Raw genomic sequence first — 12,090 nt, 5'->3', positions numbered from 1 at the left:
TCGGTGATCGCGTGGGTGCGGGTGTGGTCCACGGCCCCGGCAGCGATGAGTTGGAGATACTCCACGCAGCGGGAGAGCTCTTCGACGTCGGCGGCGAACGTGGCCGCGCTGGTGTAGCCGGTTGTGGGCAGGGCTTCGCGGGCTGTGACAGCCGCGGCGGCCACCCGTGCGGTCAGGGCAGACACATCCAAAGGCAGGTCCAGTGGCTGCTCTGATGCGTGGTCTGGTGCGGGGGAGCCGGGGACGGGCCGAAGGTGGCCTGCCGTGCGGAGGTTCGGCCCGTCGTCGGGCGTGGCGGAAGGGCGGCTGCTGGAGCGGCCCAGAGGCAGCAAGCCCGAAGAGTCCTCGCTCTCCGACACCTGCTCCCCAATGGCTTCCATGACCCCACTCTGCCAAAGGGCACTGACAATCAGGACCCCCACAAACCCCTATGTGGAAAACCTGACCCCAACCGGCCCCTGACCAGGTCACGCGACCCGGTCACGTCACCCGCAGTCGGAGCGGACGCGCAGCTGTACCTCGAGGAAATTTGCCATTTTCTTGATGGTTTCCAGCGGTTTCGGCGTTCGCCCGGGACTAGGGTTGCCGTAGTGGTTCATGCAGACGGGCCTTCGTCAACAATGGGCCGGGAGTGGCAAATGGCTGGCAGGGAACGCGGCAAGACGGTCCGGGAGGACCCTGAGGATTCGGGTAATGACGCTGCCGTAAACGCGGATTCCGTTGCCCCTGAGCATGCGGAAGACGTGGATAGCCTCCAGCCAGCACGACGTGTACCGGGGATCAACGGTTACGACCCCAACCAATGGCCCGACGCCAGGTCTTAGGTTTTGGCAGCGCATGGATGCTCGGTTCGATTCCCTGCACCGGCAGCACGGAATAGGCAGGAGCCAGCGGGCAGAGCTTAAACACGCTGCCGGCCGGCGCGTCCCCCAAGGATCGCGACGGCCGGCAAGGCGAATCAGTTGTAGCACACGGAAGGCAGGAGCCCCTTGTCAATCGGGGGTTCACCCCAAGGCGGCTGTCTCCGCGGAGCGGTTAGCTCTTGGAGTTGCCCTCGCTGGTGGTGCCGAGGTTCGTGGTTTCGGGATGCGTGCTGTGGGCTGGAATGTGGTCTCCGCCGAGCCCGCCCGCCGAACCGGCGGAAGGTGAAGTATCGGCGCTGGATGGCGCTGACTTCCCGGAGGAGTCATCGCGGTGTATAGCCGAACCCAACACAGTTCCGGCGCGCCGGGCTGCTTCTGTGAGCTGGTCGGCTACATCCGGGGCTTTCTCCTTGATGGCCTCGGTAGCAACTGCCACTTTGTCCTGAACGGGCTTGCTGTCCCAGACTCCGGCGGCGCGGGCCTTCAGCTTGTCGTATGCAGCGCGTCCTGACCGTGATCCAAGGACGTAACCGACGGCAACTCCAACACCCAAAAGAAGCTTGTTTTTCATGGTGAACTCCTGCTCCGAAAGAAGGTTTCCAGGTCCGGCCCGGCTGCAACGCCGTGACCGGAAATGTGAAAACCGGCCTGGGGATGTACTCCCCAGGCCGGCTTCCTGGCTGTGGGCGCTGCGTTAGCGGCGCGCACCGCGCTTAGTGACCATGCCGTAGATCGCAAGGACGATCAGCGATCCGAGGATCGCCAGCAGCCAGGTCTGCAGCGAGAAGAACTCCTGCAGTCCGCCGCCGAACAGCGCGCCGCCGATCCATCCGCCAAGGAGGGCACCTACGACGCCCAGCACCATGGTGATGATCCAGCCGCCGCCCTGGCGTCCCGGAAGGATCGCCTTTGCAATCGCACCGGCAATAAGTCCGAGAATCAGAAATGCAATGAAACCCATTTTTTCGCTCCTCTTCCTAAGTAAGGACGCCCCCGGATTCCGGAGGCAATTCATCCTCTGCCCTAATAGTAATCATGCTTACTATCGATTTGCCAACCCCGGAGAGGAGGAAAGAGGCTGCTCAGGGCCGCCTCAGTGTCCGGTTACGTCCGAATCGTTTCCGGCGCCGGGGCCCTCGTCGAGGGCAGCCAATTCCGCGAGATCCTGCGGATCCAGGACGAAATCGAAGACATCCAGGTTCTCACGCATCCGGTCCGGATTGGCAGTCTTCGGAATCGTTACCAATCCGTTTTGAACGTGCCAGCGCAGCACCACCTGGCCCGGCGTCTTGCCGTGCTTTTCGGCCAGCCGGCCCACGACCGGTGCGCCCAGGATGCCGGCCCCGGAACCACCCAAAGGGCTGTAGGACTCGGTGGCAATGCCATGTTTTGCATGGAATTCCCTTGCGGCCACCCGGGTCACGGCAGGGGTCAGCTGGACCTGGTTGACGGCGGGAACAATATCCGTTTCAGCCATCAACCGCTCGAGGTGCTCGGGCTTGAAGTTGGACACGCCGATGGAGCGCACCTTTCCCTCTGCCTGAAGGCGCTCGAACGTTTTCCATGTGGAGATGAACTGATCCCGGCCGGGCAAGGGCCAGTGGATCAGCAGCAGGTCCACATAGTCGAGGCCAAGGCGCTGCAGCGACCCCTTCAGCCCCTCCACAGCCTTGTCATTCCCTTGGAACTCGCCATCCAGTTTGGTGGTGATGAAGAGGTCGCCGCGATCAGCGCCGCTGGCCTTGATGCCGTTGCCCACGCCGCGTTCGTTGCCGTACTTCACTGCCGTATCGATGTGCCGGTAGCCGGCTTCTACGGCATGGACGACGGCGGCCGCCGCCTGGTCGTCGTCCAGCGGCCACGTGCCAAGACCGATCTGGGGAATCGAGTATCCGTCGTTGAGTGCGATAACCGGTGCAAGTGTCATATCAACAGTCTGCCGTTAATCCGGCGGTCCTTTCCCTGGGGACATCATGCGGCGAAGCCCTATTTCTCGAAAGCGCGGAGGACGTTGCCTGCGTTATGGTTCAGCACCGCCCTGGCTGTGTCGGATACCTTGTCCGGGTTCTTCTGCTGGGCCAGGAATTTTACGAAACGCTGGATGGCCTGCCCTGCCTTGGCGGCGTCGCGGTCCTCCACGGCCTTCTGCGCTTGCTGGGTAGCCGCGGTGAGCTGGCTGGCCACCGGGCCCGCGATCTCGCCCGATTCCACGAGGTCCTCCACCGCATTCTGCAGTGCCTTCACGCTGCCCGGAAGCCACGCGGCGCGCAGCGGGACGTTGCCGAACTTCATGTCCGAGGCGAGGTAGAAGTCCGTGTAGGACGGCTGGTTGTATGTGGTGTTCTGGCGGGCCACCTCGGCACGGTACTGGGGATCGTGCATCAGGGTGTAGAGCTTGTGGCCCGTCACCTCGGTGCTTAGGTAGATCCGCAATGCGGAGCTGTCGGCGGTGCGGACCACCAGTTCTTCGCGCCAGTCGCCCAGGATGTCCGCCACCAGGCTGGGGGTGCCCTTGGTGCCGTTGTTGGTGCGCGTCCCGTCCGCGGTTAGCAGGCGGCCCCGCGTCCAGTCGTCGATGGTGGGAGTCTGGTCGCCGGAGCCGTTGACGATCTGGGTGGTCATGTTTGCGGCCCACCTGATGCTCATGTTGGTGCCGGGGCCTGTGCTGGAAAGCTTGCGCCCGTCAGCGGACTGCATGCCGATCGCCCAGTTCTCCAGGCCGGGGAGGGAGGGATCGACGTCGCCGATCATGCCGCGTCCCGTGTCCTTGCCGGAGTAGGCGCCAAACAGCACCTCACCCGTCGCGGCGTCGCGCATGGCGTAACCGTAGGGCGCGTAAGTAGCGCCCTCGTGGACGGTGAAGATCTCCTTGCCGGGGCGGTTGGGGTCGATGTCCGCCACGTGCATGGCATCGCCGTGGCCCAGGCGTGCGTCCTCGCCCGGCGCGGCACTGCCGGCCGGCAGGGTGTCGAACGAGCTGTACAGAAGCGAGCCGTCGTCGTCGAGCGTTGCCGAACCGTAGACGATCTCCTGCTTGCCGTCGCCGTCAACGTCGGCGGCGCTCAGGGAGTGGAAGCCCTGGGTGGTGAGCTTGCCGTAGGTCGGGTCCGTGCCGTCCCGGCCGTGCGGGGAGTCGTTGAACGGGTTGGTCATGGGGGTCCAGCCCGAGTCCACGTTCCATACGGGGGAGAGGTTGGCGCCGTCCCAGGTGTAGGTGGCCAGGGTGGTGCGGGTGTAGTAGCCGCGGGCGAACACCGCAGCGGGCTTCTTGCCGTCCAGGTAGGCGACGCCGGCGAGGAACCGGTCCACGCGGTTGCCCGGTTCGATGCGGGCCATGGCGTAATCGCCCCACATCATGCCGTCGTCGGTCCGGCCCGGCTGGTAGGCGACGGTCTTCAGTTCCTTGCCCGTGGCACCTTCGAAGACGGTCAGGTATTCGGGGCCGGACACGATGAATCCTTCGAACGCGCGAAGGTTGTTCCGGGCGCTGCGCGAGGGGGCGTAGACGTCCATGAAGTAGTCGGTCAGTGCCTCGGCATCGGCCTGGGACAGCGGGTACTTGTACTTCGGCGCGATGCCGAAGGCTTCTTCGAGGGTGGCCGGCCAGTTCCCGGCCTTGACCTCGGGGTGCTCCGTCCAGCCCTGGAAGGTCTTCACCATGTGCTGGTAGTAGTCCGCCGCGCTCATCCGGTAGTCATCGCTGTTCGAGTACCCGGCATTGATATCGGACCGGAGCATGGTGATGAACGATTCCGCGGCCACGCTGCCGTCCGCGTTGTAGTTGGTGGTCTTGGTGCCCGGCGCGGTCTTCATCATCAGCTCGGCCCGGCCGTCGCCGTCGAAATCGTTGACCAGCATCTGGGTGTAGTGGGCACCGGAGCGGATGTTGACGCCCAGGTCGATCCGGTGGAGGAGCGTACCGTCGGCCTTGTAGGTGTCCACATACGTATTGCCGGTGTAGCCCACCTGCGAGACGTCCTTGGCGTTGTTGGGGTCCCACTTGACGATGAACTCGTACTGGCCATCGCCGTCCACATCGCCCACGGAGGTGTCGTTGGCCGAGTAGGTGTAGGCCTGGCCGGTGGGCGTGGTGCCGTCGGCCGGCTTCTTGAGCGGGATGTCCTTGAAGTTGCCGCCCCAGGAGGTTGCAGTGGCGCTTTCGTCCAGTTCGACGCCGCCGACGACGGCCCTCACCTGGTACTTCGACGCGGCGGTCCCGGAGGGGTCCTGGTAGTTGGTGCTGTCCGTGACCGTCGCCAGCTTCTGCCCGTCCCGGTACACGTTGAAGTCCGTGCCCGTGAGGCCCGTCGCGGAGGACCCGGTGGCCTCGTTGCCGAGCAGGCGCCAGCTGAGGAACACCCCTTCGGACGTCCCCGCAGCCACCAGGCCGCGGTCCAGGTAGTCGAGCTGGATTCCCGGATTGCCGGGCTTGGAAGGGGAAGGCCCGACGGCGGCAGCAGGGGCTGCGAGGCAGCCTACGGTGAGTGCCAGGCCGAGAGTGGCGACCGACAGGAGGCGTGCGGGAGCCTTGGAGGGATTCATCAGTGAATCCTTTCAATTTCGAATTGGGAAAACGCTTCCCCAGCAATCTAGACGGCGGGGTGGGCCAAAACAAGCCTTGTCTTTAGAACCCGCCGCAGGGTATTTAGAACGTTGTAGAAATCAGGGCCCGTCAGGCCGACTCCCGTACCACCAGTTCGGTGGGAATGGTGATGGCGGCATGGTTTTTCCCGGCGATGACGTCCAGCAGCAACCGCACCATTTCCTCGCTGATCCGGTCGAACGGCTGCCGCACCGTGGTCAGGGGCGGCGTGGCGGCGGACGCTGCCGAAATGTCGTCGAACCCGGCTACCGCAACGTCCTCTGGAACCCGCCGGCCGGCGTCGTGCAATACCTCCAGGGCGCCGAGGGCCATGAGGTCGTTGGCGGCGAAGACGGCGTCCACGTCGGGGACCCGGGCGAGGAGTTCACGCATGGCCCTGGCGCCGCTCTCACGGCTGTAATCACCCGGCGCCACCAGCGCCTCGTCGAAGGCCTCGCCCTGGTGTGCCCGGTAGGCTTCCAGCCGCCGAATGCCGCCGGAGGTGTCCTGCGGGCCGGTGATGGTGGCGATCCGCTTCCGGCCGCCGTTGTCCAGGAACTCCAGCAACTCCAGGGCGCCCTGGTAGTCGTCGGCTGCAACGTAGCCCATCTTTTTTTCGAAGCCCAGCGGAACGCCACAGGCGATGGCAGGCACGCCGGCGGCGATGATGTCGGCGATGACGCCCTTCCTGCTGCCGTGCGAGGAGACCAGCAGGACCCCGTCCACATGGCCGGCGGTGAGGAAATCGGTGGCCCGGCGCTGCTCGTCGTCCGTGCCGGCCATGATCAGCACCAGGGGAATGTCGTGCTCGGCCAGGGCGTCGGCGGCGCCGCGCATCAGGACGGCGAAGTTGGGGTCGGCGAACAGTCGGTCGTGCGTTTCGGTGAGCAGGAAGGCCACCGAGTTGGCCTTGTTCGTGGCCAGGTTCCGGGCGTGGGGGTTGACGCGGTACCCGGTCTTTTTGATGGCGGCGTTGACGGCGGCCAATGCGGGCGGGCTGACCCAGTGCCCGCCATTGAGCACCCGCGAAACTGTCCCTCGCGAGACGCCTGCCTCCCTGGCCACATCGTCAATCTTGGGCCGGGGCCGGCCTTGCGGTTGCATCATGATCCGAGCCTATCCAGCCCTAGGCCTTTACGGCGCCGGCGGCGAGGTCAACGCGCCAGTAACGCTGCAGGAACAGGAACATGATGACCAGCGGCACGATGGACAGCAGGGCTCCGGCCAGCACCAGCGTGTACAGCGCCGGGGCGGTGGCGCCCTGGTTGAGCAGTCCGTTCAGGCCCACCGTCAACGGGAACAGCTTGTCATCGCCGAGCATGATGTACGGCAGCATGAAGTTGTTCCAGATGGCCACGAACTGGAACAGGAAGATGGTCACCAGGCCGGGGAGCATCATGGGCAACGCGATGCGGTTGAAGATGTACATGTCCTTGGCGCCCTCAGTCCGGGCAGCCTCGATCACGTCGCCGGGAACCGACGCCGCGGCATAGATGCGGGCCAGGTAGATCCCATAGGGGCTGATGATCTGCGGCAGGAGAACTGACCAGTACGTGTTGGTCAGGCCCAGCTGGGCCAGCATCAGGTACTGCGGGATGGCCAGGATGACGCCCGGAACCAGCACGCCCATGAGGAGGACCTTGAACACGCCGTTCTTGCCGGGAAAGTCGTACTTAGCCAGGACGTAGCCGGAGAGGGCGGACACCCAGGTGGAGAGCAGGGCTCCCACGCCGGCGTAGAGGGCGGTGTTGAGCATCCATCGCCAGAACACGCCGTCCCGGTAGGCGGTCAGCTCCACGATGTTGTTCCACAGGTGGACACTGGGCGCAAAAGTAAAGGTGGAGAAGAGCTCGTCGCTGCTCTTGCTGGCCGCGGCCACCACCCAGATGACCGGGAACAGGCAGTACAGCGCCCCGAGGATCAGGATGCCGGTGGAAAGGAAGCTCGGCTTCTCGCGGATCTCAGTGGGAGTGGACACGGTCAGTTCTCCTGTCCGAAGGCCCGCTTCTGCACAATGCGCAGGAAGAGGAAGGAAATGGCGAAGGTGGCGAGGGCGATGATGATGCTGGTGGCGGCCGCGGAGTAAATGTCATTGCGGGTGAAGGCGTCCCGGTAGACGAGCATCAGCGGGGACCAGCTCGTGGAGAGGCTGTTTGCCAGCGGGCGGAGCGTGGTGGGTTCGGCGAAGACCTGCAGGGTGGCGATCATGGAAAACAGGGCCGTCATGACCACGGAGGGGGCAATGATGGGGATCTTGATGCGGAGTGCGGTCTGGATCTCCGAGGCGCCGTCCAGTTTGGCGGCCTCATAGATTTCCTGGGGCACGGCCTTGAGCGAGGTGTACATGACGATCATGTTGAAGCCCACGCCTCCCCACAGGGCGATGTTGGCGATGGCAAAGGTGATCAGGTCCGGGTTCAGCAGCGAAGGCAACGCGATTCCCAGCCTGTCCGCCACGAAGTGGAAGGGGCTGACGCCGGGCAGGTACAGGAAGCCCCAGAGAAGCGAGCTGATGACGGCCGGCACGGCATAGGGCAGGAAGATGGCGGTGCGGGAAAAGTTGCCGGCACGGGTGCGCCGCGAGTCCAGGAGGAGGGCGAAGAGCAGGGCGAAGCCGAGCATCAGCGGGATCAGGATGGCGCCGTAGGTGAGGACACGGAGGACGCTGGCGGTGAACTCGGGGTCGGTCAGGGAGCGGATGTAGTTGTCGAACCCGGCAAACACTGTGCTTTGTGCGCCCTTGCCGAGCCCCAGCCCGCTGACCTTCTTCTGTTGGAAGCTCAACACCAGGGTGTAGGCGATCGGTGCCGCCATGAACACCAGGAACAGGACAATGCCAGGCGCCAGCATCGCGTACGGGGTCAGGGCGCGCTGCCTGAAGCTCCGGGCCTTCCGGGGAGTCCCGGGCCCGGCAGTTGCGGTCTTCTCCGCCGTGGTTGGCGCGGTCGCTGTCGCTGCCATGTTGCACTTCCTTGGGTGGGTGGTGGGGAACGAACCGGGAGGGCGCCGCGGCACCCTCCCGGCAGGCGGGACTACTTGACTGTGAAGCCGGTCTTCTTCAGGTCGTCAACGGTGACCTGCTGCATGCCGGCCACGGCGTCCAGGAACGCACTCTTGGTTTTGGCCTGGGCAGCTTTGGCGAACTGGTCGTTGTAAGCGTTGTAGGCAACGTTGACGTTGGGGCCGTAGCTGAACGAGGTGACGCTCTGCGCAGCTTTGCCCACCACATCGTAGAAGTCGGGCTGGTTGCTGAAGAACTCCGGCGCCTTGGTCAGCGCCGTCTTGGCACCTTCGGTGTCGGCCGGGTAGATGCCGGCCACGTCCACCAGGGCCTTGACGGCCTCAGGATCGGTATTCAGCCACGAAGCGAACTTGGAAGCCGCGGCGACGTTCTTGGACTGCGATGTCACTGCGGTGGAGGAGCCGCCCCAGTTGCCGGTGGCGGGCTTGGTGGAATCCCACTGCGGCATGGGGGCAACTTTCCACTTGCCGGCAGTTGCGCCGGCGTTGCCGGAGAGCACGCCGGGGGCCCAGGCAGCGCTGAGCCAGCCCACCTGCTTGCCGTTATTCAGTGCGGCGTTCCATTCGGGGGTGTACATGGGCTTGTTGTCGATGGTGCCCTGCTCCACCAGGCCTCCCCAGTAGCCGGCCACCTTTTCTGTGGGGTCCTCGGCGATCTTGACGCTCCACGCGTCACCGTCGATGGCCCACCATGACGCGCCGGCCTGCTGGGCCATGCCCGTGAACCAGCCGGCGTCGTTGGAGGAGAAAGTGCCCAGGTAAGCCTCGGGGTCAGCGTCGTGAACGGTCTTGGCCGCCGCGGCGTATTCCTCCCAGGTGGTGGGGACGGCGAGGCCCAGGCGCTCGAAAATGTCCGCACGATAGTAGAACGCCATGGGGCCGGTGTCCTGCGGAACGGCGTAGAGGGCGTCGCCACCAAGGGTGACGGAATTCCAGACGGCCTCGGGGAACGTGTCCTTGGTGTCGTTGGCTTCGGTTCCGGAGAGGTCTGCCAGCGCATCCGCCGCCACGAGGGTGGGGATCTTCTGGTACTCCGCCTGGATCAGGTCCGGCGCGCCGGAACCGGCGTTGACGGCCGTCAGCAGTTTGGTGATGGCGGGATCGCCGCCGTCCTGCTTGTTGACCGTGACGTGGATGTTGGGGTTCTTCTCGTTCCAGATATCCACCACCTTGTCCAGGTTGGGGGCCCAGGCCCAGTAGGTCAGTTCCACCTTCTGGTTGGGATCGGTGTTCTGTTCCACGGCGTTGGTGCCCGAACCTGTGGAACATCCTGCGGTAAGCACGGCCGCTGCGGCCATCATTGCCACTGCGCCTGCACGAAATGAGCTGCGCATTCCGTCCTCCTTGTCGAAAAAGCTGGCTGTGTAAGAGCTGGTGGGACCCCGGTGCGGGATCCGTTGTGCTGCGGCGGAGGCGGACACACTGCGTCAACCAAGTCCTGTGAGCGGTTCCAGTAATTCACACAGTTGTGATCTATGTCAACAGAATATTGGCTGTATCACTTCAGCTAGGAGCTGTGATACTACTGGGAGCGCACACAGTTCTAAGGAGATCACCCGATGACAAACGTCCTGCAGGCCCCAGCACCCGGACTCGCGCCGGCGCCGTGGGTCCAGCGCCCGGCGGGCCTTTGCTACGGCGGGGACTACAACCCGGAGCAGTGGCCCCGCGAGGTGTGGGTGGAGGACATCGCCCTGATGCGCGAAGCCGGCATCAACCTGGTCAGCGTTGGGATCTTCTCCTGGGTCCTGCTGGAACCGCGGGAAGGGGAGTACGACTTCGAGTGGCTGGACCACCTTGTTGACCTGCTCACCGATGCCGGCATCAGCATCGACCTGGGCACCCCCACCGCCGCCCCGCCGGCATGGTTCTGGAAGAAGTACCCCCAGGCCCATCCCGTGACGCGGGACGGACTCACCCTGGGCCACGGCTCCCGCGGAATGGCGGCGCCCAGCTCGCCGGACTACCGCCGGGCTGCGGCGAACATCACCGAACAGTTGGCGCGGCGCTATGGTTCCCACCCCGGCGTCGTCCTCTGGCACGTCCACAACGAGTACGGCGCCCCCGTCAGCGAGTCCTACGACGACGCTTCCGTGGCGGCGTTCCGTATCTGGCTGCAGGCCCGCTACGGCAGCCTCGACGCCCTGAACGCGGCCTGGGGCACCCTCTTCTGGGGCCAGAAGTACAACGCCTGGGACGAGATCGATGCCCCGCGGATCTCCGCGAGCGTCAGCAACCAGGGCCAGCGGCTGGACTTTGCCCGGTTCACCTCCAACGCCATGCTGGAGTGTTTCGTCGCAGAACGCGACGTCATCCGCCGCTATGCCCCCAACACCCCGGTGACCACCAACTTCATGGCCACCAACTGCCTGTCCCCGGACTATTGGGCCTGGAGCCGGGAGGTGGACATCGTGGCCAATGACCACTACCTCGTGGCGCAGCGGACGGACAACCACATTCTCCTGTCCATGGATGCGGACCTGACCCGCTCACTGGCCGGAAACAAGCCGTGGATGCTGATGGAGCACTCCACCAGCGCGGTGAACTGGCAGGGCCGCAACATCGCCAAGCGTCCGGGGGAGCTCGCCCGCAACAGCGTGGCCCACGTGGCCCGCGGTGCCGATGCCGTGATGTTCTTCCAGTTCCGCGCCTCCCGCTTCGGGGCGGAAAAGTTCCACTCGGCCATGCTTCCGCATGCCGGTACGGGCACCCGGATCTGGCGGGAAGTCCTGGACCTGGGCGACGACCTGAAGAAACTTAGGGCCGTGAAGGGCTCCACTGTCACCGCCAAAGTGGCCATCCTGTGGGACGTCGAATCCTTCTGGGCCCAGGACCTGGAGTGGCGGCCCAGCAACGAACTGACCCACCGCGAGCGGATCGAGGCCTACTACTCGGTGCTGTGGAACCGTGGCGTTGCCGTGGACTTCGCCCACCCGGAATCGGATCTATCCGGCTACGACCTGGTGCTCGCCCCGGCCCTGTACCTCGTGGGCGAACTTGCGGCGGCCAACCTGCGCAACTATGTCCAGGGCGGCGGGCATTTGATGGTGTCCTACTTCTCGGGCATCGTGGACGCCACGGACACCGTTCCCGCGGGAGCTTCGCCCGGTCCGCTGCGTGACCTGCTGGGGCTGGAAATCCACGAATTCCTGCCCCTGCGCGAACACCAGGCAGTCCAGCTCAGCGCCGGACGGGGGACCGGCACCATCTGGTCCGAGGAAATCCACCCCACCACCGCGGACGTGGTGGCCCGCTACCAGGACGGTCCGGCCGCGCCGGGACCGGCCATTACCCGCAACGCCTTCGGCCGTGGCACGGCCTGGTACGTCTCCACGGACCTGGACGACGGCGGCCTGGCCGCCATCCTGACGGAGGCGCTGGCCCACGCCGGGCTGTCCGCAGGAGACGGGCACCCGTCCGGCCTGGAGGTGTCCGTGCGCAGCAACGGTGCAGACCGCTTCACGTTCCTGATCAACCACACCGAGGCTGACGCGTCATTCGCAGTCTCGGGACTGGACATGGTTTCCGATGAAAGGGTGGACGGCGTCGCCTCCATTCCGGCCGGAACCGTGCGGGTCATCCGGCACCCCGAAGGGTCCAGCTAGCCCTACAGACCGCCGGCCG

General features: G+C 65.1%; 9 protein-coding genes and 1 pseudogene. 1 reads left to right on the top strand and 9 read right to left on the bottom strand.

Features of this window, described 5'->3' with window-relative positions:
• The 9 genes and pseudogenes from AC1DBN_RS19310 to AC1DBN_RS19270 all read right to left on the bottom strand — a co-directional run.
• Nucleotides 1-380, bottom strand: a pseudogene (locus AC1DBN_RS19310) (HNH endonuclease signature motif containing protein); the annotation flags it as partial.
• Nucleotides 381-1,035: 655 nt separating this feature from the next.
• Complete coding sequence (locus tag AC1DBN_RS19305; RefSeq protein ID WP_091717681.1) at nucleotides 1,036-1,434, bottom strand: hypothetical protein; 399 nt, start codon at nucleotides 1,432-1,434, stop codon at nucleotides 1,036-1,038.
• A gap of 123 nt (nucleotides 1,435-1,557) precedes the next feature.
• Entirely contained in the window at nucleotides 1,558-1,824 is a 267-nt protein-coding gene (locus AC1DBN_RS19300) for a GlsB/YeaQ/YmgE family stress response membrane protein (RefSeq protein WP_015935712.1), read from the bottom strand.
• Between the two features lie 132 nt (nucleotides 1,825-1,956).
• Nucleotides 1,957-2,790, bottom strand: coding sequence for an aldo/keto reductase (locus AC1DBN_RS19295; protein WP_091717683.1), 834 nt, complete (start codon nucleotides 2,788-2,790; stop codon nucleotides 1,957-1,959).
• Nucleotides 2,791-2,849: 59 nt separating this feature from the next.
• Nucleotides 2,850-5,405, bottom strand: coding sequence for a rhamnogalacturonan lyase (locus tag AC1DBN_RS19290; RefSeq protein WP_314216241.1), 2,556 nt, complete (start codon nucleotides 5,403-5,405; stop codon nucleotides 2,850-2,852).
• A gap of 130 nt (nucleotides 5,406-5,535) precedes the next feature.
• Nucleotides 5,536-6,552 carry a LacI family DNA-binding transcriptional regulator gene (locus AC1DBN_RS19285; RefSeq protein ID WP_477723949.1) on the bottom strand — a complete coding sequence of 339 codons (1,017 nt, stop codon included), beginning with the start codon at nucleotides 6,550-6,552 and terminating at the stop codon, nucleotides 5,536-5,538.
• Nucleotides 6,553-6,571: 19 nt separating this feature from the next.
• Nucleotides 6,572-7,423 (bottom strand): carbohydrate ABC transporter permease, encoded by an 852-nt coding sequence (locus tag AC1DBN_RS19280; protein ID WP_377201256.1) that lies wholly within the window; start codon nucleotides 7,421-7,423, stop codon nucleotides 6,572-6,574.
• Between the two features lie 2 nt (nucleotides 7,424-7,425).
• Nucleotides 7,426-8,406 (bottom strand): carbohydrate ABC transporter permease, encoded by a 981-nt coding sequence (locus AC1DBN_RS19275; protein WP_091717689.1) that lies wholly within the window; start codon nucleotides 8,404-8,406, stop codon nucleotides 7,426-7,428.
• Between the two features lie 71 nt (nucleotides 8,407-8,477).
• Entirely contained in the window at nucleotides 8,478-9,800 is a 1,323-nt protein-coding gene (locus tag AC1DBN_RS19270) for an ABC transporter substrate-binding protein (protein ID WP_477723948.1), read from the bottom strand.
• A 225-nt stretch (nucleotides 9,801-10,025) separates the two neighbouring features.
• Here AC1DBN_RS19270 and AC1DBN_RS19265 point away from each other — a divergent pair, with 225 nt between their 5' ends.
• A complete protein-coding gene (locus tag AC1DBN_RS19265) occupies nucleotides 10,026-12,071 on the top strand; it encodes a beta-galactosidase (RefSeq protein WP_477723947.1) in 2,046 nt (681 codons plus the stop codon).
• Nucleotides 12,072-12,090 lie beyond the last annotated feature (19 nt).

Source organism: Pseudarthrobacter sp. 10T415 (assembly GCF_056394175.1).
This window is presented reverse-complemented; position numbering and strand designations above follow the sequence as displayed.